The organism is Arthrobacter sp. GmRoot5-12, assembly GCF_059739365.1.
In genome coordinates, this window is sequence record NZ_AP046056.1 from 3,977,835 (window position 1) to 4,001,012 (window position 23,178).

The 23,178-nt window shown below is 67.3% G+C and carries 22 protein-coding genes; 19 read left to right on the forward strand and 3 right to left on the reverse strand.

Annotation, left to right across the window (positions count from 1 at the left end; translation table 11 throughout):
- Positions 1–11: 11 nt before the first annotated feature.
- The 6 genes from aroC to nusB all read left to right on the forward strand — a co-directional run bounded on the left by aroC (position 12) and on the right by nusB (position 4,532).
- Positions 12–1,211: a chorismate synthase gene (aroC, locus tag AC6JAM_RS18495; RefSeq protein WP_026265774.1), complete on the forward strand. Its 1,200-nt coding sequence runs from the start codon at positions 12–14 to the stop codon at positions 1,209–1,211.
- Positions 1,211–1,780, forward strand: a complete 570-nt coding sequence (locus AC6JAM_RS18500; RefSeq protein ID WP_018769316.1) for a shikimate kinase — start codon at positions 1,211–1,213, stop codon at positions 1,778–1,780. Before aroC ends, AC6JAM_RS18500 begins: the two co-directional genes overlap by 1 nt.
- A complete protein-coding gene (gene aroB, locus AC6JAM_RS18505; protein ID WP_134164706.1) occupies positions 1,777–2,868 on the forward strand; it encodes a 3-dehydroquinate synthase in 1,092 nt (363 codons plus the stop codon). Before AC6JAM_RS18500 ends, aroB begins: the two co-directional genes overlap by 4 nt.
- Positions 2,868–3,386: a tetratricopeptide repeat protein gene (locus AC6JAM_RS18510; RefSeq protein ID WP_497935505.1), complete on the forward strand. Its 519-nt coding sequence runs from the start codon at positions 2,868–2,870 to the stop codon at positions 3,384–3,386. The genes aroB and AC6JAM_RS18510 overlap by 1 nt, the downstream gene beginning before the upstream one ends.
- A gap of 172 nt (positions 3,387–3,558) precedes the next feature.
- A complete protein-coding gene (gene efp / locus AC6JAM_RS18515) occupies positions 3,559–4,122 on the forward strand; it encodes an elongation factor P (protein ID WP_018769313.1) in 564 nt (187 codons plus the stop codon).
- The gene (gene nusB / locus AC6JAM_RS18520) at positions 4,122–4,532 is read left to right on the forward strand and encodes a transcription antitermination factor NusB (protein ID WP_018769312.1); all 411 of its coding nucleotides are present in this window, start codon (positions 4,122–4,124) and stop codon (positions 4,530–4,532) included. The genes efp and nusB overlap by 1 nt, the downstream gene beginning before the upstream one ends.
- 64 nt (positions 4,533–4,596) lie before the next feature.
- Here the strand turns inward: nusB and AC6JAM_RS18525 are convergent, their stop codons facing one another.
- A complete protein-coding gene (locus tag AC6JAM_RS18525) occupies positions 4,597–5,868 on the reverse strand; it encodes a PrsW family intramembrane metalloprotease (RefSeq protein WP_497935982.1) in 1,272 nt (423 codons plus the stop codon).
- Between the two features lie 185 nt (positions 5,869–6,053).
- Here AC6JAM_RS18525 and pyrR point away from each other — a divergent pair, with 185 nt between their 5' ends.
- From pyrR to AC6JAM_RS18590, 13 genes are all read left to right on the forward strand, one after another.
- Entirely contained in the window at positions 6,054–6,641 is a 588-nt protein-coding gene (pyrR, locus tag AC6JAM_RS18530; protein WP_018769310.1) for a bifunctional pyr operon transcriptional regulator/uracil phosphoribosyltransferase PyrR, read from the forward strand.
- The gene (locus AC6JAM_RS18535; protein WP_497935509.1) at positions 6,638–7,666 is read left to right on the forward strand and encodes an aspartate carbamoyltransferase catalytic subunit; all 1,029 of its coding nucleotides are present in this window, start codon (positions 6,638–6,640) and stop codon (positions 7,664–7,666) included. The genes pyrR and AC6JAM_RS18535 overlap by 4 nt, the downstream gene beginning before the upstream one ends.
- Positions 7,666–9,006 (forward strand): dihydroorotase, encoded by a 1,341-nt coding sequence (locus AC6JAM_RS18540; RefSeq protein ID WP_018769308.1) that lies wholly within the window; start codon positions 7,666–7,668, stop codon positions 9,004–9,006. Before AC6JAM_RS18535 ends, AC6JAM_RS18540 begins: the two co-directional genes overlap by 1 nt.
- Positions 9,006–9,524 carry a PH-like domain-containing protein gene (locus AC6JAM_RS18545; RefSeq protein ID WP_018769307.1) on the forward strand — a complete coding sequence of 173 codons (519 nt, stop codon included), beginning with the start codon at positions 9,006–9,008 and terminating at the stop codon, positions 9,522–9,524. The genes AC6JAM_RS18540 and AC6JAM_RS18545 overlap by 1 nt, the downstream gene beginning before the upstream one ends.
- A complete protein-coding gene (gene carA, locus AC6JAM_RS18550; RefSeq protein WP_043424936.1) occupies positions 9,505–10,803 on the forward strand; it encodes a glutamine-hydrolyzing carbamoyl-phosphate synthase small subunit in 1,299 nt (432 codons plus the stop codon). Before AC6JAM_RS18545 ends, carA begins: the two co-directional genes overlap by 20 nt.
- A complete protein-coding gene (carB, locus tag AC6JAM_RS18555) occupies positions 10,803–14,117 on the forward strand; it encodes a carbamoyl-phosphate synthase large subunit (RefSeq protein ID WP_134164710.1) in 3,315 nt (1,104 codons plus the stop codon). Before carA ends, carB begins: the two co-directional genes overlap by 1 nt.
- Entirely contained in the window at positions 14,110–14,988 is an 879-nt protein-coding gene (pyrF, locus tag AC6JAM_RS18560; RefSeq protein ID WP_018769304.1) for an orotidine-5'-phosphate decarboxylase, read from the forward strand. The genes carB and pyrF overlap by 8 nt, the downstream gene beginning before the upstream one ends.
- A gap of 110 nt (positions 14,989–15,098) precedes the next feature.
- Positions 15,099–15,416 carry an integration host factor, actinobacterial type gene (mihF, locus tag AC6JAM_RS18565; protein WP_026265771.1) on the forward strand — a complete coding sequence of 106 codons (318 nt, stop codon included), beginning with the start codon at positions 15,099–15,101 and terminating at the stop codon, positions 15,414–15,416.
- A 45-nt stretch (positions 15,417–15,461) separates the two neighbouring features.
- Complete coding sequence (gene gmk, locus AC6JAM_RS18570) at positions 15,462–16,055, forward strand: guanylate kinase (RefSeq protein WP_018769302.1); 594 nt, start codon at positions 15,462–15,464, stop codon at positions 16,053–16,055.
- A 15-nt stretch (positions 16,056–16,070) separates the two neighbouring features.
- Complete coding sequence (rpoZ, locus tag AC6JAM_RS18575; RefSeq protein ID WP_003800778.1) at positions 16,071–16,331, forward strand: DNA-directed RNA polymerase subunit omega; 261 nt, start codon at positions 16,071–16,073, stop codon at positions 16,329–16,331.
- Between the two features lie 38 nt (positions 16,332–16,369).
- Entirely contained in the window at positions 16,370–17,605 is a 1,236-nt protein-coding gene (gene coaBC / locus AC6JAM_RS18580; RefSeq protein WP_056390447.1) for a bifunctional phosphopantothenoylcysteine decarboxylase/phosphopantothenate--cysteine ligase CoaBC, read from the forward strand.
- Positions 17,606–17,715: 110 nt separating this feature from the next.
- Positions 17,716–18,951 (forward strand): methionine adenosyltransferase, encoded by a 1,236-nt coding sequence (gene metK / locus AC6JAM_RS18585; protein WP_497935522.1) that lies wholly within the window; start codon positions 17,716–17,718, stop codon positions 18,949–18,951.
- Between the two features lie 90 nt (positions 18,952–19,041).
- Positions 19,042–21,126: a primosomal protein N' gene (locus tag AC6JAM_RS18590; RefSeq protein WP_018769298.1), complete on the forward strand. Its 2,085-nt coding sequence runs from the start codon at positions 19,042–19,044 to the stop codon at positions 21,124–21,126.
- Between the two features lie 49 nt (positions 21,127–21,175).
- Here AC6JAM_RS18590 and AC6JAM_RS18595 read toward each other — a convergent pair whose 3' ends face one another.
- Both AC6JAM_RS18595 and AC6JAM_RS18600 read right to left on the reverse strand, forming a co-directional pair.
- A complete protein-coding gene (locus tag AC6JAM_RS18595) occupies positions 21,176–22,252 on the reverse strand; it encodes a glycosyltransferase family 4 protein (RefSeq protein WP_018769297.1) in 1,077 nt (358 codons plus the stop codon).
- A complete protein-coding gene (locus AC6JAM_RS18600) occupies positions 22,249–23,178 on the reverse strand; it encodes an alpha/beta fold hydrolase (RefSeq protein WP_018769296.1) in 930 nt (309 codons plus the stop codon). The genes AC6JAM_RS18595 and AC6JAM_RS18600 overlap by 4 nt, the downstream gene beginning before the upstream one ends.

A 23,178-nucleotide genomic window follows, 5' to 3' on the forward strand; every position in this document is an offset into this window, starting at 1 on the left:
GCAGGATGGAAATTATGCGTTGGTTGACTGCCGGTGAATCCCATGGTCCGGCTCTGATGGGAATTATTGAGGGCGTCCCCGCCGGTGTGGAAATCACCAGCGGGCACATCGCAGACTCCCTGGCCCGCCGCCGCCTTGGCTACGGCCGCGGTGCGCGGATGAAGTTCGAGCAGGACGTGGTCACCATCCTCGGCGGTGTCCGGCACGGCATCACCCAGGGCGGCCCCGTTGCCATCCAGGTGGGAAACACCGAATGGCCCAAATGGGAGCAGATCATGTCCGCCGACCCGGTGGCCCCCGAACTCCTCGCCGACCAGGCGCGCAACGCGCCCCTGACGCGTCCCCGTCCGGGGCACGCGGACTTCACCGGCATGCAGAAGTACGGCTTCGACGAAGCGCGTCCGGTGCTGGAACGCGCCAGCGCGCGGGAGACCGCCACCCGGGTGGCGCTGGGCACCGTAGCGGCGCAGTTCCTCAAGCACCTCGGCATTGAGCTCGTCAGCCACACCGTGTCCATTGCCAGCGTGACGGTGCCCGAAGGCCGTCCGTTGCCCGTACCGGGCGATGTCATTGCCCTGGATACCGACCCCCTGCGCTGCTTCGACCGTGACACGTCGAACGCCATGGTGGCCGAGGTGGACGCCGCGCACAAGGAAGGCGAAACACTGGGCGGCGTGGTGGAGGTCCTTGCCTACGGCCTCCCGCCGGGACTTGGCAGCTACGTGCACTGGGACCGCCGGCTGGACGCCAGGCTTGCTGCGGCCCTCATGGGGATCCAGGCCATCAAAGGCGTGGAGGTGGGCGACGGCTTCCTCACCGCAGCCCGCCGCGGTTCTGCCGCCCATGACGAGATCGTCCGCGACGGCGGCGGCCGGATTGTGCGCGCCAGCAACCGTGCCGGCGGCATCGAAGGCGGCATGAGCATCGGGGATGTCCTCCGCGTCCGTGCAGCCATGAAGCCCATCGCCACCGTGCCGCGTGCCCTGCGGACCATCGACGTCAGCACCGGTGAACCGGCCAAGGCCCACCACCAGCGCTCGGACGTTTGTGCAGTCCCGGCCGCCGGCGTGGTGGCCGAGGCCATGGTGGCCCTGGTCCTCGCCGAGGCTGTCATCGAAAAGTTCGGCGGTGACTCCGTGGCGGAAACCGCACGCAACATCAAGGGTTACCTGGACAACATCCCGGCATCCCTGGACTCGATCGGCCAGTAGTGCTCCACCGCAGCAGTACCGGATCTGTCGGCGACCGGCCGATTGTGCTCATCGGCCCCATGGCCGTGGGCAAATCGGCCATCGGCCAGCAGCTGGCGCAGCAGTTGGGCGTCCGGTTTGTCGACACGGACGCCGTGATCGTTGCCGGGCACGGATCCATCGCCGAGATCTTCGCGGGCCGCGGTGAACACGCCTTCCGGGAAATTGAGGCGCGGACCGTCGCCCGCGCCGTTGAGGAAGCCGAAGGGACAACCACTGTTATTTCGCTCGGCGGGGGAGCGGTGCTCGACTCGGGGACGCAGCAGCTGATCAGCCACTGCACCGTCGTGTACCTGGAGTGCGACGCCGACACCGTCGCCGACCGGATTGCCCGGAACTCCGGCCGGCCGCTCCTTGCCGGCGACGCCATGGGCCGCTGGACAGCAATGTTCGCCACCCGCAGGCCGGTCTACGAGAAGCTGGCCGACATCACCCTGGACGTCCGCCACGGCTCGATACCCGAGCTCGGCGGCCGGCTGGAAGCAGCACTGCGGAACCACGCAGCTGCCAAACAGGAAGTTGAAAAGTGAACACCCAATCAACAGTCATCAACGTCACCGGCGAGGGTGCCGGCAACAACTACGGCGTCGTCGTCGGGCGCGGCCTGCTTGGTGACCTTCCCGCGCTGCTCGGGGAGCGCGTCCGCCGGGTCCTGGTGATCCACCCCCGCGCCCTGCGCCTCACCGGCGACACCGTCCGCGATGAACTCGCAGCCGCCGGTTTCACCTCCCTCACCGCCGAAATCCCGGACGCCGAAGAAGGCAAGCACATCCAGGTGGCAGCTTTCTGCTGGCAGGTCCTGGGCCAAAACGACTTCACCCGCTCGGACGCCATCGTCGCCGTCGGCGGCGGGGCAGTGACCGACCTGGCAGGCTTCGTCGCCGCCACCTGGCTGCGGGGGGTCAAAGTCATCCACATGCCCACCAGCCTGTTGGGCATGGTGGACGCGTCCGTGGGCGGCAAGACCGGCATCAATACCGCGGAGGGGAAGAACCTCGTCGGCGCCTTCCACCCGCCCGCCGCCGTCCTGGCGGACCTGGACACCCTGGACACGCTGCCGAAGAACGAGATCATTTCCGGACTGGCCGAGGTGATCAAGTGCGGCTTCATTGCCGATCCCGCCATTCTTGACCTGGTGGAAAAGGACCCGGCCACCGTGGTTGACCCGCGCTCCGACGTGCTCCGGGAACTTATCGTGCGGGCCATCGCCGTGAAGGCAAAAGTTGTTTCCGAGGACCTCAAAGAGTCCGGGCTGCGGGAAATCCTGAACTACGGACACACCCTGGGACACGCCATCGAACTGGTGGAACGGTATTCCTGGCGGCACGGCGCCGCCGTGTCCGTGGGCATGATGTTCGCAGCGGAACTTGCCCGCAGCGTGGGCCGGCTCAGCGATACCGACGCCGACCGGCACCGGAGCATCCTGGAAGGCCTTGGGCTCCCGGTCACCTACCGGCGGGACCGTTGGCAGGGCCTGCTGGACGGGATGCGGCGCGATAAGAAATCCCGCGGCGACCTGCTGCGCTTCGTGGTGCTTGACGGCATCGCCAAACCGGGGATCCTCGACGTCCCGGACACCTCGCTGCTGTTTGCGGCCTACCAGGAAATTGCCTCCTGATGCAGGGCAACATGAGCGGAACCTCCGACTGGCCCGAGGCCGGCTTCCCGGGTATCCGGATCAATCCGGACTCGCTGCTGCCCCAGGTCGTCAACGAGGACGCGGTGCGGGAGGCGTTGGCCGCCTCCACCGACCCCGCTGACCACATCTTCGTGCTGCTGGTTGAGGGCCACGCGTCCGAAGCTGCCGAACTGCTGGCCGAGGCACGCTTCAAGGACCCGGAATCATTCCTGCTCCGTGTGTTCGAAGCCGAGGTGCTCAGCGTCAGCCACCGCATGGACCGTGCCATTGGGTTGTTCCGGCAGCTCCTGGCTGAGGCGCACGGCACGCCGCGGGAGGCCCTGGCCCTGCAGTACCTGGGCCGCACGCAGTACGCAGCCGGCCAAACCTCCGCGGCGGTGGAGTCCTTCTCCAGGGCGCTTGACCTGGGGGTGGCGCAATCGGCGGATGCCGCCCAGATCTATTCCTCCACGGTGGCCCTCCAGCGTGCCAGGGACGTTCTGGACCTGGCCTGCTGAGCCGGCCGGCAGCGCCGGCGGAAAGGCCCGCTCCGATTTACCGGTAGAATGGTTGTGGAATTTTTGCATCCACGCGATTTTTGACAAACACGTGCAGGCGGGCCGTTGTGGCGTGCCCGCCCGGCATACAGCATCTGACCACGCGGCCAGACAAAGAAACCAGAGGAAACCAGTGGCAACCACTAACGACATTAAGAACGGAACGGTCCTGAAGCTTGAGGGCCAGCTCTGGAACGTCATCGAATTCCAGCACGTCAAGCCCGGCAAGGGCGGCGCCTTTGTGCGGACCAAGATGCGCAACGTGATGTCCGGCAAGGTTGTTGACAAGACCTTCAACGCCGGGCTCAAGATCGAGACGGCCACCGTGGACCGCCGCGACTACCAGTACCTGTACCAGGACGGTGCGGACTTCGTCTTCATGGACACCTCCGACTACGACCAGATCACCGTCTCCGGTGCCACGGTGGGCGACGCCACCAACTTCATGCTCGAGAACCAGATGGTCAACATTGCCATCCACGACGGCAACCCCCTCTACATTGAACTGCCGCCGAGCGTCGTCCTCGAAATCACCTACACCGAGCCGGGCCTGCAGGGTGACCGCTCCTCCGCGGGTACCAAGCCCGCCACGCTGGAGACCGGCTACGAGATCCAGGTTCCGCTGTTCATCGAGAACAACACCAAGGTCAAGGTGGACACCCGCGACGGCAGCTACCTGGGCCGGGTCACTGAGTAGTGAGCGCCCGCGGTAAAGCCCGCAACAGGGCACTGGATGTTCTTTTCGAGGCGGAGCAGCGCTCCGTTTCGGCGTTCGACGTGCTTCGTGCGCGCCGGGAAAAGACCGACCAGGTGGTCAACCCCTACACCCTGGAAATCGTCGAAGGCGTGCTTTCCCAGCAGGCAGCCATTGACGAGTTCCTGGAGACGTACTCGCAGGGCTGGAGCCTGGAGCGGATGCCGTCCGTAGACCGCATCATCCTGCGCATCGGCACCTGGGAGCTGCTGTACAACGACGACGTCCCCGACGGCGTGGCGGTCAGTGAGGCCGTCGCGCTGGCCAAGACGTTGTCCACGGACGAGTCGCCGCAGTTCATCAACGGCCTGCTGGGCCGGCTGCAGCAGCTGAAGCCTTCGCTGCTCGCGTAGCCTTTCCACCACGCAACAGGGCCCCGCCATCCGGCGGGGCCCTGTTGCGTGCCAGCGGTTCACATCATCCGGCCACTGCCGCCCTCAGGGACACGATCCGCTGGAGCTGCTGCCTTTCCTCGGCCTGGTGCAGCGGAACATCGCGTCCGCTCAGGATCCGCTGGCGGGTGTTGGCAAGCTGGGTGGCCGCCTTCACGAACTGCTTCATCTGCCGCTTCCTGCCCGAACCCGCAGCCCATGCCAGGACCATGCGCCTGCCGCCGCGGGTGGCCAGCAGCTGGACTTCCGCGGGCGTGAACCATCCCGCAGCGGAATACTCCATCAGCCGCTGCCGGGTAAGGCGGTTTTCGGCCACCCGCAGGAAGATGATGCCGCCCACTGCCAGCACGAAGATCGGTACCTGGACCATGATGTAGTCCAGCAGGAAGCCGCCGCCCATGCTGTTCCACCTGTTGTGCAGGAACATGGCCGGCAGCAGTCCCACGAAGAAGGCGCCGATCGAGGCGCCCGTGTGCCAGCGCCTGGCAGCGACGCCCATGACCAGGCCTGTGGTGCCGGTGAAAATCGCATGGGCGAAGGGGGACATGACACCGCGGAGGAAGAACACCTGGGCGAAGTCGCTGGCCGGGGATGCCGATTCCGCGATGGCCCTGCCGAAGTAGAGGATGTTTTCGGTGAAGGCGAAGCCGCCGGCGATGGTGAAGGCAAACACCACCCCGTCCACGGGACCGTCGAATTGCCGGCGCGCCGCGAGGAGGAGGATGAGCAGGCCAAGGGACTTGGCGAACTCCTCGACGATGGGGGCCTGGACGGTGGCCATGTAGGTCTGCAGGTCGGGTTCGTCGGTGAACTGGAAGGCGATCACGAAGAACGGCTGGATGAGCAGGGTCACGGCAACGGACACCGCAGCACCCCACGTGAAGGCAAAGAACAACAGCCGCTTGGGTTCCGGTTCCCACCTGTCGATGATGTGGACCGCAGCGAGGACCACCGACAGCGGGACCAGCGATGCCAGGAAACCAATTAGGAAACCGGCGGCGCCGGTGTTGGACAGCAGGAACGGCACCACCAGGAACAGGCTCAGGAAAGCAAGCACGCCGCCCGCAACCGTCAGGCCCGCCAGCCCGCTGCGGGTCCGCGATGCCCGCAGCGCGGCTTCCTGCGCCTGCGGCGGCACCACTGCAGCCAGCGGGTGGCCCTGGTGTCCGGGGGCGGCGCGGTAGTATTCGGGCTGCACCTGTCCCATCCAGCTGGGATTGGCCTGCCGGGGCAGGGGGCCGGTGGGCCTGCGGTAGGGGTCGTCGGGGAGGCCGGAGGAAGGCTGCTGCGGATACATCGGCATATCCGAAAGCCTAAGCGGGGGCCACCACACCACAAAGGACCGGGCCTCCCGCGCCGTTCGGGTGTGACCAGTACCGCGTCACCCGGGGACCGGCCGGGCAGGGACCGTGTGGTAATTTTGAACAGCAAACATTCCTTTTTTAATTCCGTCCTGTGAGGCGGGGAAAGGGGAGACGAGCGTTGACTTCCGTCACCAGCGCACCGGTTCCAGCCAGGGTTGTCCTCAGCCAGGCGGACATTGACCGGGCACTTACTCGTATCGCCCATGAGATCCTCGAAGCCAACAAGGGATCCCAGGACCTGGTCCTGTTGGGCATTCCCCGCCGCGGCTACCCGCTGGCTGTCCGGCTGGCGGAAAAAATCGCCGCCGCGGACGCCACCGTTGACGCCGCCGCCATTGTTGGCCAGCTCGACGTCACCATGTTCCGCGACGACCTCTCCCACCAGGGGACACGGCCGCCGTACCCCACCAGGCTGCCCCGGACAGGCATCGACAACAAAGTAGTGGTGCTCATCGACGACGTCCTGTACTCCGGCCGGACCATCCGCGCCGCCCTCGATGCGCTGGTCGATCTGGGCCGCCCCCGGATCGTCCGGCTTGCGGTCCTGATCGACAGGGGCCACCGCGAACTTCCCATCCGGGCTGATCACGTTGGCAAGAACCTGCCCACGTCCTCCGCCGAGAAGGTCCGGGTCCGGCTCGAAGAAACAGACACGTCCGACGCCGGAACCCCGGTCAACGAAGTCGTGATCGAAGGCGGCGCATGAAACACCTCCTGTCCACCGAGGACCTCAGCCTTTCGAACGCCATCCGCATCCTTGACACCGCGGAGGAAATGTCTGCCGTGGGGGAGCGGGAAGTCAAGAAGCTTCCCGCGCTGCGCGGACGCACCGTGGTCAACCTCTTCTTCGAGGACTCCACGCGGACCCGCATCTCCTTCGAAGCCGCCGCCAAGCGGTTGTCCGCTGACGTCATCAACTTTGCCGCCAAGGGATCATCGGTGTCCAAGGGCGAATCCCTCAAGGACACCGCCCAGACCCTGTCCGCCATGGGCGCCGACGCCGTCGTCATCCGGCACTGGGCCTCCGGCGCGCCGCACCGGCTGGCCGCAACCGACTGGATCGACGCCGCAGTCATCAACGCCGGCGACGGCACCCACGAACACCCCACCCAGGCCCTGCTTGACGCCTTCACCATGCGCCGTCACTGGGCCCGCCTGGGCGGCACGCGTTCCGATGGGACTGACCTGAAGGGCATGCGGGTCGCCATCGCCGGCGACGTCCTGCATTCCCGTGTGGCCCGGTCCAACGTCTGGCTGCTCCGGACCCTCGGGGCCGAAGTCACGCTGGTGGCGCCGCCCACCCTCCTGCCGGTCGGCGTCGACAAATGGCCCTGCAGCGTCAGCTACGACCTGGACCAGACCCTGGCCAACGGTGTCGACGCCATGATGATGCTCCGTGTCCAGGGCGAACGCATGAACGCCTCGTTCTTCCCCAGCACCCGCGAATACTCGCGCCGGTGGGGTTTCGACGACAACCGCCTCCGCGCCCTTGACGACCTGGGCATGAAGGACACCATCATCATGCACCCGGGGCCAATGAACAGGGGCCTGGAAATCAGCGCCGCCGCAGCGGACTCACCCCGTTCCACCGTCCTGGCTCAGGTCCGCAACGGTGTGTCCGTGCGGATGGCCGCACTGTACCTGCTGCTCTCCGGGGATACCCGGGAACCAGCCGCCCACCGGGCACCGGCCTATGCCGCCGCGGCCCCGTCCCCCAAGGAGAGCAACTGATGGCAGGCAACACCGGAACCTACCTCATCCAAGGCGCCGCCATCCTGGGCGGCGACCCCGCGGACCTGCTGGTCCGTGACGGCATCATCGCCGAGATCGGCACCGGCCTTGACGCTGATGGGGCCACTGTCATCGACGCTGCAGGCCTGGTGGCCCTGCCGGGCATGGTCGATGTGCACACGCACCTCCGCGAACCCGGCCGCGAGGACGCCGAGACCGTGGAGACCGGAACACGGGCTGCGGCCCTGGGCGGCTACACAGCTGTGCACGCCATGGCCAACAGCACCCCCGTCGCGGACACCGCAGGCGTGGTGGAGCAGGTCTACACTCTGGGCCGCGCGGCCGGCTGGGTGGACGTGCGCCCCGTTGGCGCCGTCACCGTTGGACTGGCAGGGGAGCAACTGGCCGAGCTGGGCGCCATGGCCGATTCCCGCGCCCGGGTGCGGATGTTCTCCGATGACGGCATCTGCGTCCACGACCCCGTGCTGATGCGCCGCGCCCTGGAATACGTCAAGGCGTTCGACGGCGTCGTGGCCCAGCATGCGCAGGAACCGCGCCTCACTGCCGGCGCGCAGATGAATGAGGGCGACGTCTCCGCGGTCCTGGGCCTCACCGGCTGGCCCGCGGTGGCCGAAGAAAGCATCATTGCCCGCGACGTCCTGCTGGCCCAGCACGTCGGCTCCCGCCTGCATGTGTGCCACGTGTCCACGGCCGGCTCGGTGGAAATCATCCGCTGGGCCAAGGAACGCGGCATCGACGTCACGGCCGAGGTCACCCCGCACCACCTGCTGCTGACCGATGACCTGGTGCGCAGCTACGACCCCGTGTTCAAGGTCAACCCGCCGCTGCGCACCGATGCCGACGTCCAGGCATTGCGCGCCGGGCTGGCAGACGGGACGATCGACGTTGTGGGTACCGACCACGCGCCGCACCCCAGTGAGCACAAGGAATGCGAATGGGCGCAGGCAGCCATGGGCATGACCGGGCTGGAAACCGCCCTGTCCGTGGTCCAGCACGCCATGATTGAAACCGGCCTGATGACCTGGGCGGACTTCGCCCGGGTCACGTCCACGGCGGCCGCGACGATTGGCCGGCTGAGCGACCAGGGCCGGCCCATCGAAGCCGGGGAACCCGCCAACCTCATCCTGGTGGATCCGGCGGCGCGCTGGACGGTGGACCCCTTCCAGATGGCCACCATGGGCCGCAACTCGCCGTTCAAGGGCAGGGAACTCCCCGGCAAGGTGGTGGCCACCTTCTTCAGGGGGCACCCCACCGTCCTTGACGGCAAACTCAACACCCCGCACCCGGACTCCGCCGCAACCCCGGCAGGCGCTGCCTGATGGACAAAATCCTTCCCGGACTTGCCATGCTGGCGGTGGTCGCCGTCGTGTTCGTCCTCCTCGCCGTCGGCTGGCGCAACCGCCTCAAGCGCCAGTCCGACGTCGAACAACTGCCCCAGGTGCCCGCCGTGCCCGGTGAGCCCACCGCAACTGCCGAAGGGCAGTACGTGGCCACGACCACGGCCGGCGACTGGCTGGACCGCATTGCCGTGCATGGGCTGGGGATCCGCACCAATGCCACCCTCGCGGTGTACCCGCACGGCGTGCTCTATGAGCGGTCGGGTGCGCCTGCGCTGTACATCCCCGCAGCCTCCCTCTCCGATGTCCGGCAGGACAGCGGCATGGCGGGGAAGTTCGTGGAGAAGGACGGCCTGCTGGTGCTGGCATGGACGCACGGTGCCCACCAGCTGGACACCGGCTTCCGGACCCGCCGCGCCGCGGACAAGGACGTTCTCTACCAGGCCCTTCAGGATTTGATTTCGTCAGCCCCAGCGGCTGGTGCCACCAGTGGAAAGTAAGACAGTGAAAGCGAATACATTGACAGCAACCACCTCCGCTCCGGCAGCGCCAGCTGCGCTGGTACTCGAAGACGGGCGCATCTTCCGCGGCACCAGCTACGGCGCCACCGGCACCGCCCTGGGCGAAGCCGTCTTCGCCACCGGGATGACCGGATACCAGGAAACCATCACCGATCCCTCCTACGCCCGCCAGCTGGTGGTCCAGACGGCCCCGCACATCGGCAACACCGGCGTGAATGACGACGACGCCGAGTCCCGGCGCATCTGGGTGGCCGGCTACATTGTGCGCGACGCCGCGCGCCGGCCCTCCAACTGGCGCTCCGAACGGTCGCTGGACGAAGAGCTGGTGTCCCAGGGCATCGTGGGCATCCAGGGCGTGGACACCCGCGCCATCACCCGGCACCTGCGTGAGCACAAGACCATGCGCGCCGGCATCTTCTCCGGCGAGGCAGCCCAGGCCACGGACAAGGAACTGCTCGACGCCGTCCTGGCCAGCGCCCCCATGGAGGGCTCGCGCCTGGCCGAGGAAGTCAGCGTGGACGAAGCCTACGTCGTGGAGCCAAAGGACCACGGCTGGGACGGCGAACCCCGCCTCACCATCGCTGCAATCGACCTGGGCATCAAGGCCATGACCCCGGTCCGGTTCGCCGAGCGCGGCGTCCGAGTCCACGTGCTTCCCGCCACCGCCACCCTTGAGGACGTCAAGGCCGTCAACCCGGACGGCTTCTTCATGTCCAACGGCCCCGGCGACCCCGCCACCGCCGACGCCCAGGTCAAGCTGCTCCGCTCGGTCCTGGACGAAAAGCTGCCCTACTTCGGCATCTGCTTCGGCAACCAGATCCTGGGCCGCGCCCTGGGCTTTGGCACCTACAAGCTCCGCTACGGCCACCGCGGCATCAACCAGCCCGTGATGGACCGGCGCACCGGCAAGGTGGAGATCACCTCCCAGAACCACGGCTTTGCCGTGGACGCCCCCCTCGACGGCGCCACGCAGGCCCCGGAGGCACGCTACGGGCGGGTGGAAGTGAGCCACATCAGCCTGAACGACGACGTCGTGGAAGGCCTCGCCTGCCTGGACATCCCGGCGTTCTCCGTGCAGTACCACCCGGAAGCCGCGGCAGGACCGCACGATGCCGCCTACCTGTTCGACCGCTTCATCGAGCTCATGGAAGGCACACGGGACGGCCGGAACGCCAACGCGTCCAAGGACCCCGTGGACGCGGCCCACCCCGCAGGCGCTGACCACAAAAACGACAACAAGACTGAGGACAAGAAGTAATGCCGAAACGTACAGATCTCAAGAGCGTCCTCGTCATTGGTTCCGGCCCGATCGTCATCGGCCAGGCCGCCGAATTCGACTACTCCGGCACGCAGGCACTGCGTGTCCTCAAGGAGGAAGGCCTGCGCGTCATCCTCGTGAACTCCAACCCGGCCACCATCATGACCGACCCCGAGTTCGCCGACGCCACCTACGTTGAGCCCATCACCCCCGAGGTGGTGGAGAAGATCATCGCCAAGGAACGTCCGGACGCCGTCCTGCCCACCCTGGGCGGGCAGACCGCGCTGAACACCGCCATCGCCCTGGACAAGAACGGCGTACTGGAGAAGTACAACGTCGAGCTGATCGGCGCCAACATCGCCGCGATCGAGCTGGGCGAGGACCGTGAAAAGTTCAAGGGCGTGGTGGAACGCTGTGGCGCGGAATCCGCCCGCAGCCACATCATCCACAGCATGGATGAGGCCCTCACGGCGGCCGAAGATTTGGGCTACCCCATGGTGGTGCGCCCGTCCTTCACCATGGGCGGGCTGGGTTCCGGCCTGGCCTACAACGAACAGGACCTGCGCCGCATCGTCGGACAGGGCCTGCAGTACAGCCCCACCAGCGAGGTGCTGCTCGAAGAGAGCATCCTGGGCTGGAAGGAATACGAGCTCGAAATGATGCGGGACAAGAACGACAACGTGGTTGTCGTCTGCTCCATCGAGAACTTCGACCCCGTGGGCGTGCACACCGGCGACTCCATCACCGTGGCACCGGCGCTGACCCTCACCGACCGCGAATACCAGAAGCTGCGCGACGTCGCCATCGCCGTCATCCGCGAGGTGGGCGTGGACACCGGCGGCTGCAACATCCAGTTCGCCATCGATCCCAAGACCGGCCGCGTGGTGGTCATCGAGATGAACCCCCGCGTTTCCCGCTCCTCGGCACTGGCATCCAAGGCCACCGGCTTCGCCATTGCCAAGATCGCCACCAAGCTCTCGCTCGGCTACACCCTGGACGAGATCCCCAACGACATCACGCAGAAGACCCCCGCGTCCTTCGAACCCACCCTGGACTACGTGGTGGTCAAGGTCCCGCGGTTCGCCTTCGAAAAGTTCCCGGCAGCGGACAACACCCTCACCACCACCATGAAGTCGGTGGGCGAGGCCATGGCCATGGGCCGGAACTTCACCGAAGCCCTGCAGAAGGCCCTGCGCTCCCTGGAACAGAAGGGCTCGCAGCTGGACTTCAGCTCCGTCCCGGAATGGGAAGTGCCGGAGCTCATCGAAAAGGCCAAGCGCCCCACCACCGAGCGCCTGCACCAGGTCCAGCGCGCCCTCCTGGGCGGCGCCACCGTGGAACAGCTCTTCGAAGCCACCAAGATCGACCCCTGGTTCCTTGACCAGCTGGAGCTGCTCAACGAAATCTCCCGCGAAATCCGCCAGGCCGGCGCCCTGACCGCCGACATGCTCAAGCGCGCCAAGCGCCACGGTTTCTCCGACGAACAGATCGGCGCCCTGACGCACAACCCCGAGGCCGTGGTCCGCGGCGTACGCCAGGCGCTGGGCATCCGTCCCGTCTACAAGACCGTGGACACCTGCGCCGCAGAATTCGCCGCCTACACGCCGTACCACTACTCGGCATATGACGAGGAGGACGAGGTTGCGCTGCACTCCAAGCCGTCCATCCTGATCCTCGGCTCAGGGCCCAACCGCATCGGCCAGGGCATCGAGTTCGACTACTCCTGCGTCCACGCCTCCATGGCGCTGCGCAAGGCCGGCTACGAGACCGTCATGGTCAACTGCAACCCGGAAACCGTCTCCACCGACTACGACGTCTCCACCCGCCTGTACTTCGAGCCGCTGACGCTCGAGGACGTGCTGGAGGTCATCGCGGCCGAGGAACGCACCGGCGGCGTCATGGGCGTGTTCGTCCAGCTCGGGGGCCAGACCCCGCTGAAGCTGGCCCAGCAGCTGGCCGACGCAGGTGTCCCCATCCTGGGAACGTCCCCGGAGGCCATCGACCTCGCCGAGCACCGCGGCGCCTTCTCCCGGGTGCTGGACAAGGCCGGCCTGGTATCGCCCAAGAACGGCACCGCCGTCTCCTTCGAGGACGCCAAGAAGATCGCGGACGAGATCGGCTACCCCGTCCTGGTCCGTCCGTCCTACGTGCTGGGCGGCCGCGGCATGGAAATCGTCTATGACGAGCCCAACCTCTCCCGCTACATCGCCAACGCCACCGAAATCACCCCGGACCACCCCGTGCTGATTGACCGGTTCCTTGAGGACGCCGTCGAAATCGACGTCGACGCCCTCTACGACGGCACCGACATGTACCTGGGCGGCATCATGGAACACATCGAGGAAGCCGGCATCCACTCCGGCGACTCCGCCTGCGTCCTGCCGCCGATCACCCTGGGGAGCAACGTCGTCGAACGCGTCCGCACCGCCACCCGCGCCATCGCTGAAGGCGTGGGCGTCCGCGGCCTGATCAACATCCAGTTCGCGCTGGCCTCGGACGTCCTGTACGTCCTGGAAGCCAACCCCCGCGCGTCCCGGACCGTGCCGTTCGTGTCCAAGGCCACCGGCGTCCAGATGGCCAAGGCCGCGGCCCTCATCGGCACCGGCGTGACCATCAACCAGCTCCGCAGCGCCTACAAGATGCTGCCCGAAACCGGTGACGGCTCCACCCTGCCACTGGACGCCCCCGTCGCCGTCAAGGAAGCCGTCCTGCCGTTCAGCCGGTTCCGGACCCTTGAAGGCAAGGTGGTGGACTCCCTGCTCGGTCCCGAGATGCGTTCCACCGGCGAGGTCATGGGAATCGACAAGCATTTCGACACCGCCTTCGCCAAGAGCCAGGCGGCCGCCAACAACGCGCTGCCCACCGAGGGCAAGGTGTTTGTCTCCGTAGCCAACCGGGACAAGCGCTCGGTGATCATGGGCGTCAAGCGGCTCTCGGACCTCGGCTTCGAGATCGTCTCTACCGGCGGCACCGCCGACGTGCTGCGCCGCAACGGCATCCAGGCCACCCCGGTCCGCAAGGTCGCCGAGGGCAGCAGCGCCGAGGGTGAAGGCACCATCGCGGACCTCATTGTGGCCGGCGAGATCGACATGGTCTTCAACACCCCCTCCGGCGGCGAAGCCCGCAGCGACGGCTACGAACTGCGCGCAGCGGCGACGTCCATCGGCATTCCGTGCATCACCACGGTGGCCGAGTTCAACGCCGCGGTCCAGGCCATCGAAGCCCTGCGCACCTACGAGTGGTCCGTCACCAGCCTGCAGGAGCACGCCGCCGCGCTTGCGGAATCACAGAAGGCTGCGCTGCAGCATGCCTGAGCAGGTACCAGGCAGCAGGCCGGTATCCGCCGCCGGCCGGGAGTCCTTCGGCTCCCGGCTCGGCGCGGCCATGGCCGCCCGCGGCCCGCTCTGCGTGGGCATCGACCCGCATCCGGCACTGCTGAAGAGCTGGGGACTGGACGACGACGCCGCCGGGCTGAGGCGTTTTTCCCTCACCGTCCTGGAGGCGGTGGCTTCGCTCGCTGCCGCGGTAAAGCCCCAGGTGGCGCTCTACGAACGGCACGGATCGGCCGGTATGGCGGTCCTGGAGGAAGTCCTGGCCACCGCCCGGGACGAGTCCGTCCTGAGCATCGCCGACGCCAAGCGCGGCGACATCGGGTCCACCATGGCCGCCTATGCCGACGCCTGGCTCCGGGACGGGTCCCCGCTGGCGGCGGACTCCGTCACGCTGAGCCCCTACCTCGGCTTCGAGTCGCTGCGCCCCGCGCTGGACCTCGCGGCCGAAACCGGGCGCGGTGTCTTCGTGCTGGCGCTGACGTCCAACCCTGAAGGCGCTTCCGTCCAGCATGTTGGCGGTAAGGACTCGGTGGCCCGCAGGATCACGGCCGCCGCAGCGGCCGAAAATGCCCGGTACGGGGGCAGCCTGGGTTCCGTGGGCCTGGTGGTTGGCGCCACCGTTGGCAGTGCCCTGAAAGACCTTGAACTCGACCTCGCTGCCGTCCGCGGGCCCATCCTCGCCCCCGGCCTGGGGGCGCAGGGGGCAACGCCGGCCGACCTCCGCTCCACCTTCGGCGACGCCTACCCGCTGGTCCTGGGAACCTCCAGCCGCGACATCCTTTCGGCAGGCCCGCACCTGGGTGGCCTGCGGGAGGCGGCCCTGCGGACGCTGGACGGGCTGCGGGGACAATAGGCTGCAATTGCCCGGATGCATTGATTCGGGCTGCACCAAAGGGTAGTTTCAGGACAGGTCCAAGGGCGGCCGCCCTTGGATGAAATCCGCCGAATCCGGGGGTGTCCGTGATGGTCCTGCGACCTTTATCCGCATCTGAACGGGCCGACGCCCTGGGCAAGGCAGCGGCAGCCAGGGCCACCCGTGCGGCCGCCAAGGAAAGCCTTCGGAACGGCGACAGGTCCGCGGCGGACATTATCAGCTCCGCCCTGGAAGACGACGCACTGGCCAGGATGAAGGTCTCGGAACTGCTTGAGGCCCTTCCCGGCATCGGGAAGGTGCGGGCCGCCGCCATCATGCAGCAGCTGGGCATCGCGGCGTCCCGCAGGGTCCGGGGCCTGGGCGTCCACCAGCGCCGGGCGCTGGTAGATTTTATTGACGAGCATTGAGGCAGGCGGCGCCTGTCTTTCCCCCAACTGCGGCAAAAGGAATACGTGAGCAAGAAACCTGGACTGACAGTCCTCGCAGGTCCGACGGCTGTTGGCAAAGGCACCGTGTCCACCTACATCCGTGACAACTACCCCGAAGTGTGGCTTTCCGTTTCAGCCACCACCCGGGCGCCCCGGCCCGGGGAAGTTGACGGCGTCCACTACTTCTTCAAGACCAAGGATGAGTTCGAGCGGCTCATCGCCGAAGGTGAACTCCTGGAATGGGCCGTCGTCCATGGACAAAACACCTACGGCACCCTGAAGAGCACTGTGAACCAGGCCATCGCGGAGGGCCGCTCCGTGCTGCTGGAGATCGACCTGCAGGGTGCGCGCCAGGTCAAGGCAGCCGTCCCGGACGCCCAGTTCGTCTTCCTGGCCCCGCCCACCTGGGACGAGATGGTCCGCCGGCTGGTGGGCCGGGGCACCGAAACACCGGAAGAACAGCAGCGACGCCTGGAAACCGCTAAACTGGAACTTGCTGCTGAACCGGAGTTCGACCACACCGTCATCAACGACGACGTCCGCCGGGCAGCGGACGAGCTAGTTTCACTCATGGGGCTGACACCGCATCCACACCTGCCGGAACCGTCAGCCCGCTAGGAATTTGGAGAATTCGTGTCCACGAACCTTGAAGGCATCATCAACCCGCCGATCGACTCGCTGCTTGAGGCAGCCGACTCCAAGTACGGCCTGGTGATCTTCGGTGCCAAGCGTGCTCGTCAGATCAACGCCTACTACGCCCAGCTGCACGAGGGCCTCTTCGAGTATGTCGGACCCCTGGTCGACACCAAGCTGAACGAAAAGTCGCTGTCGATCGCACTGCGCGAAATCAACGAAGGCAAGCTGGTTTCCACGCCGATCGAAGCCGCAGAGTAATCCTGCCGCTGAACTGACTTGCTGTTGACGGAGGTCACGTGCGCATAGTCCTCGGAGTCGGGGGAGGGATCGCCGCCTACAAGGTGGTATCGCTCCTCCGGCTTTTTACTGAAGCCGGCCATGACGTCACGGTGATTCCCACGGAGGCGTCCACCCGCTTCATCGGTACCGCCACCTGGGAGGCGCTGTCCGGAAACCCGGTCAGCAACAGTGTCTTTGATGACGTGCACCTGGTGAACCACGTCCGCCTTGGCCATGAGGCGGACCTCGTGGTGGTGGCACCTGCCACAGCGGACCTCCTGGCGAAGGCTGCCACCGGCCAGGCCGGGGACCTGCTCACCAACACCCTGCTGATGGCCCACGGCCCGGTGCTGTTCGCCCCCGCGATGCACACGGAAATGTGGCAGCATCCGGCCACCCGGGCCAACGTTGAGACGCTCCGCGGCCGGGGCGCAGCCGTCCTGGAACCCGCCTCCGGCAGGTTGACCGGGGCAGACTCAGGTCCCGGCAGGCTTCCGGAACCCCAGGTGATCTTCGACGCAGCCATGGCCCTGGTCCAGGGACGCAGTGATTACCAGTTGCCCCTTGCCGGCCGCACCGTCACCATCAGCGCCGGCGGCACCCGCGAACCGCTGGACCCCGTTCGCTTCCTTGGCAACCGGTCATCCGGCAAGCAGGGAGTGGCCCTTGCGGTCGCAGCGCGGAACGCCGGGGCTACCGTGCGCCTGCTGGCAGCCCACATGGACGTTCCGCCGCCCGCCGGCGTGGAGGTGGTCCGCGTGGAGACCGCCCTGCAACTTCGGGAAGCCGCACTGGAAGCCGCCGCCGTGTCCGACGTCGTCATCATGTCCGCGGCCGTGGCCGATTTCCGCCCGGCGGAAGTCTCGGACACCAAGATCAAGAAACGGGACGACACCGCCGATCCCGTCATCACCCTGGTCCGCAACCCGGACATCCTGCAGGAGCTCGTGGAGCAGCGCAACGCGGGTGCCGGCGAGGCCGGGCAGCTCATCGTCGGATTCGCCGCCGAAACCGGGGACAGCCAGGGCGACGTCCTGGCATATGCGGAAGCAAAGCTCCAGCGGAAAGGCTGCGACCTGCTGGTGGTGAACCACGTAGGAGCGGACAAGGTCTTTGGCCACGACTCCAACTCGGTGGTCATCCTGTCGCGCTCCGGCTCCGAACCACAGGAAGCTTCGGGAACCAAGACAGAGGTTTCGGAAGCCATCGTCCGCCGCATCAGCTTTGAACTGAACCGTGTTTCGTCCACTTGAACCTGTTTCGCCCCTCGCCTGAAGTGTTTCCGGCCACCTTTGCTTAGCACGGGGACATCTACCGACTTCTCCCTGACGGGAGTGCCACCACCAACCAGTAAGGTAGTTGAGTGACTTTACCGCTGCACCTTCCCCACACCCATGGGGCCACGCCCTCCGCGCTCCGGCTTTTCACGTCCGAATCGGTCACCGAAGGCCATCCGGACAAGATCTGCGACCAGATCAGTGACGCCATCCTGGACGCGCTGCTGGCCGCGGACCCCGAATCCCGCGTGGCTGTGGAAACGATGGCCACCACGGGCCTGGTGCACGTGGCAGGCGAAGTCACCACCGACGCGTACGTCGAAATCCCGCAGATCGTCCGGGAGACCATCCTGGGCATCGGCTACGACTCCTCAGCCAACGGCTTCGACGGCGCCCGCTGCGGCGTGTCCGTCTCCATCGGCCAGCAGTCCAACGACATCGCCGGCGGCGTGTTCAACTCCCTTGAGGCACGCGAAGGCCGCCAGGAGGACGACTATGACCTCCAGGGTGCCGGCGACCAGGGCCTGATGTTCGGCTACGCCAGCGATGAAACCCCTTCCTACATGCCCACGCCCATCTGGCTGGCCCACCGGCTGTCCGAGCGGCTCACCGAAGTCCGCAAGACCGGCCAGCTGCCGTATCTTCGCCCCGACGGCAAGACCCAGGTGACGGTCGGCTACGACAAAGACGTGCCCGTTTCCGTGGAAACCGTGGTGATTTCGAGCCAGCACGCGGAGGGGGCAAGCCTGGAGCAGTTGCGCGCCGACCTTGCCGCCGTCGTCATTAAACCCGTCCTCGCGGGCGCCAACCTGGACATCTCACGGACGGCAAATATCCTCAATCCTGCCGGCGAGTTCGTCATCGGCGGCCCGGTGGGCGACGCCGGCCTCACCGGCCGCAAGATCATTGTGGACACCTACGGCGGTATGGCCCGCCACGGCGGCGGCGCCTTCTCGGGGAAGGACCCGTCCAAGGTGGACCGCTCCGCCGCGTACGCCATGCGCTGGGTTGCCAAGAACGTGGTGGCCGCTGGACTGGCCAAGCGCGCGGAGATCCAGATCGCGTACGCCATCGGCCAGGCCCGGCCGGTGGGAACCTACGTGGAGACGTTCGGCACCGAGACGGTGGATCCGGCCCGGATCAGCGCAGCAATCGCGGAAATCTTCGACCTCCGTCCGCGCGCCATCATCGATGCCCTGGATCTGAAGCGCCCCATCTACGCCAAGACCGCCGCCCACGGGCACTTCGGCCGGGATGAGCCCGACTTCACCTGGGAGCGCCTGGACCGGGTGGACGACCTGAAGGCATTCTTCAACGCCTAGCCGGCTTCGGCCGGCTGCCGGACGTCCAATGTCAGTGCCCGGTGCTTGGCTGATCCTGTCCAACCCGTCAGCTGAACGGAGGTGACCGCCATGGTTGCTGGCAGTTCCGTCCAGCCGTCCCTGCTCCAGGGCTTCCCTGCACGTCCCGTGCAAGGCGGCGTCACCGTGGCGGAGCAGCTTCCGGTGGCGCGGGTGCTCATTGAGTCCTCGCTGCCTCACCTGGACCGCCCATTCGACTATGCCGTCCCGGCCGCGCTTGACCAGGCAGCCCAGCCTGGGGTCCGGGTCAAGGTCAAGTTCAACGGCCAGGACCTCAGTGGATTCGTCCTGGAACGCGTGGCACAGTCCGACGCCGGACACACCCTTGTACCCCTGGCAAAAGTTGTGTCCCCGGTCCAGGTCCTTACGCCGGCCGTCCGGGACCTCGCCACGGCGGTCGCTGCACGGTATGCGGGGACGGTCAGCGATGTCCTGCGCCTAGCCGTTCCACCCCGGGTTGCCAGGCTGGAAAAGGACTTTCCGGACTCGTTGGACATCCCCGACGCCGAAGCCGTGCAGGACGTCCAGGGCAGCCCCGGATCTTCAGCCTGGGGCACACTCCGCACAGGTGCCGCTTTCCTGCGGCACCTGGCCGCCGGTGGATCTCCGCGGGCCGCCGTCAATCCGCTGCAGGGCTACGGGACCGCCGGCTGGCCGGCCATGCTTGCCCAGGCCGCCGCTGCAGCGCATTCCTCCGGAAGGGGCGCCCTGCTGGTGGTGCCTGACTACCGGGACCTGGACCGCCTGGAGCAGGCACTCAAGGACCTGGTGCCGGACGCTGCCGTAGCCAGGCTGACCGCCGACGACGGGCCCACGCCCCGGTACCGGAACTTCCTGCGCCTGCTCGCGGGCAAGGCCACCATCGCCATCGGGACACGCTCGGCCGCCTTCGCCCCGGTGCAGGACCTGGGGCTCGTGGCGTGCTGGGACGACGGCGACGACCTCCATATCGAGCAGCGCGCACCGTACGCCCACGCACGGGAGGTCATGCTCCTTCGCGCCGAGCAGGAGGGCACGGCCTGCCTCCTTGCCGGGCACGCGCGCAGCACCGAGGTCCAGCGTCTGGTGGAAGCCGGCTGGGCCGTCCCGGTTCACACCGAGCGTGCCACCGTCCGCAGGACGGTTCCCCGCGTGGTCAGCACGGCAGACAGCTTCGAGCAGGGGCGGGACCCACTGGCCACCATCGCGCGCCTGCCGCACGCTGCCTGGCAGGCCGCCAAGGAAGGTCTTGAGCGTGGCCCTGTCCTGGTCCAGGTTGCCAGGGCAGGGTACGCGCCGTCACTGGTGTGTGAAACCTGCCGGGAGCCGGCCCGCTGCGGGAACTGCCAGGGGCCCCTTGCGCTGGCCGGCACCTCCGCGCTTCCCCAATGCCGCTGGTGTTCCACGCCGGCGCCGGACTGGAAGTGCTCTCACTGCGGCGCCCGGCGGCTGCGGAAAGGTTCCACCGGAGTCCTCCGTACAGCCGAGGAGCTTGGCCGGGCCTTTCCCGGCACAACGGTCATCACATCGTCCGGCGACCAAGTGAAAGCCACGGTGGGGGCGGGAAAGTCGCTGGTGGTGGCGACCGTGGGGGCCGAACCGGTGGCGGAGGCCGGGTATGCTGCCGCCCTGCTGCTGGACGGCGATTCCCTGCTGCGCCGGGAGACTCTCCGGGCGGGCGAAGACACGGTACGCCGCTGGTTCAACGCCGCTGCCCTCGTCCGTCCCGCCCCGGACGGCGGGCTGGTGGTGGTCACCGCCACGGACACAGCAGCCACCGGCGCGCTGCTGCGCTGGGACCCGGCCGGCTATGCCCAGCGGGAACTGTCCCTGCGCGTGGAACTGCAGCTTCCCCCAGCGGTGCGCATCGCCTCGGTCACCGGGCCGCGCGCCGCCGTCGAACACTACACAGGTGCCGTGGCAGCGGACCTCGCCGGCGCGGGGATAACTATCCGCACCGCCGGTCCGGCGCCGCTGGTGCTCACCGCACCGCCTTCCGGCCGGCGCTCGGCCGAGGACGTCCGGACCCTGCTGTTCTTCCCCTATGGCCAGGCCGCCGCCGTCGTCCGTGTCCTGCGGGTGACCCGCGCAGCCGTGGCCGCCAAACGGGCCACGGACCCTGTGCAGCTGCGCCTGGACGGTGTTGACGTCCTCTAGGCTGGGGACGTTCTGTGACGGCCAGGGCAATGGTGCCTTGGGGACGTCCTCAGCGGCGCCTTTTCGCCACGACCTCGTGTGCCGCTTCCACCAGTTGGCGGGCCGATTCATCCCAGCTGAACTCCCGCGCCCGGGCCAGGGAGCGGCGCGACATGTCCTGCCAGTGCGCGTCGTCCTGCAGCTGCGCAACCGCGTCCGCGAACTGCCCGGGTGACTCCGGGTCCACGTAGGTGGCGGCGTCCGCGCCGACTTCCCGGAAGATGGGAATGTCGCTGGCGATCACCGGGGTACCCACGGCCATGGCCTCGACCAGGGGAAGGCCGTATCCCTCGGCCCGGGACAGGCTCACCAGCGCCGTCGCCCGGCGCAGCAGGCCGTCATACTCTGCGTCCGTCACGCCGTTGTGGAACACCACGGAGGCGCCCGGCGGGATGAGGCTTTCCAGCTCCGCCCGCCGCTCCGGCGTGATCCGGCTCAGCAGGTGCAGCGTGTATTTGGGCAGTCCGGCCATGCCGGCCACCATGGTTTCCACGTTCTTGTAGGGCATGAACGAACCCATGTAAATGATGGTCTTGTCCGCGCCGTCGCCAGGCTGGCGGGGTTCCTGCGCCGGTTGGGGAGCGTTGGCGATGATGCGGACGGGCCGGCGCGTCAGCCGGTACTTGGCCATCAGCGCCTCCGTGGTCCTGCTGATGGTGGCCACGGTGTCGGCCCGGTTGAGGAGCAGCCGCTGCGGCCAGAACGCTTTGTGGTAGAGGCGCCAGAGCAGCCGGACGGGGGCCGGCAGGAAGCCCGGGGGAGCGGGGTGCTCATAGTAGATGAGGTCGTGCAGCGTGAGGATCAGCCCGTACTTCCGGCCCCAGGTACCCATGGTCTGCATGGGGCACACCACCACGTCAGCCCCGGTGGCATTGACCTTCCGGGCAACGAACAGCTCCAGCGGCGACAGCGGACTGCTGATGAGCGTGTACGGCACGTCCGGCAGGAGGGCCAGCTGCCGGACGTCGGAAACCAGCATGGAGACATCCGCGATTTTTGCCGTGGCAGCGATCAGGCTGGCTCCGTAGCGGCTGATGCCGTCGTGATGGTCGGTACGGGTGAAACGTGCATCAATGACGATCTTCACGCGGGGTGGTCCTTCAGGAAGCTGCGGATGTGTCGGGCGGCCGGCTCCGGCGTTTCGTAGTGGATCAGGTGTCCGACGCCGGGAATCACCTTCAGTTCCCCGTCCGGAAGCAGTGACAGGAGGCGGTGCTGGCTGGGAAGGGTGGCGATTTCATCCTTTTCGCCCGCGATGAGCAGCACGGGGAGTTCGAGTTGTCCGGCCACCTCCGCCACGTGGTTGCTGACGGAGGCCGTGAACGACTCCAGCAGGCTGTCCCGGTCCGCGAAGGAACTGAAGTAGGCGTGGTGCTGGCCGTGGATGAAAGCCCTCAGCTCCCGGTCGCGGGTCTTGGCCATGGCCTCGCTCATGACCCGCACAATCAGCCGGTTGCGCAGCAGGGCCAGGCCCGGCCCGCGGGGGAGCCGTGCCGCCAGCCGGTAATACAGGACTGCCAGCCGCGTCATCACGCCCTTGGGTCCTTCCAGCGCCGGAGCAGCGATGGGGTTGATGAGGATCAGGGGACGCACGGCCTCCGGGTTGTTGGCCACGAAGTACGCAGCAAGGATGGAGCCGAATGAATGTCCCAGCAGCACGGTTTCCGGCCCCAGTCCCTGGGACGCCATGAAGTCACTGATGAACTGCCCGTAGCGCTCCACCGAGTGCGGGTCCCGGGCAAAGGCATCGGAGCTGCCGAAGCCGGGCAGGTCCGGCATGATGATGCGCATCTCCGGCAGTTTGTCCGCGACGCGCAGGAGCCCGTGGTGGTCGCCGCGGAACCCATGGACCACCAGGATGGTGCGGGTCTCCGGCGTTTCCTGCAGGGGCGCATAGGTCCAGAAGGCCACCGTGCCGCCGTCGATGGTCACGGTGGAGGCTGAGGTGCGGGCGGAAAGCCCCGCGCTCAGGTACGCAGGCGCAGGGGAGGTCCCCGGATTTACGGTGTCCAT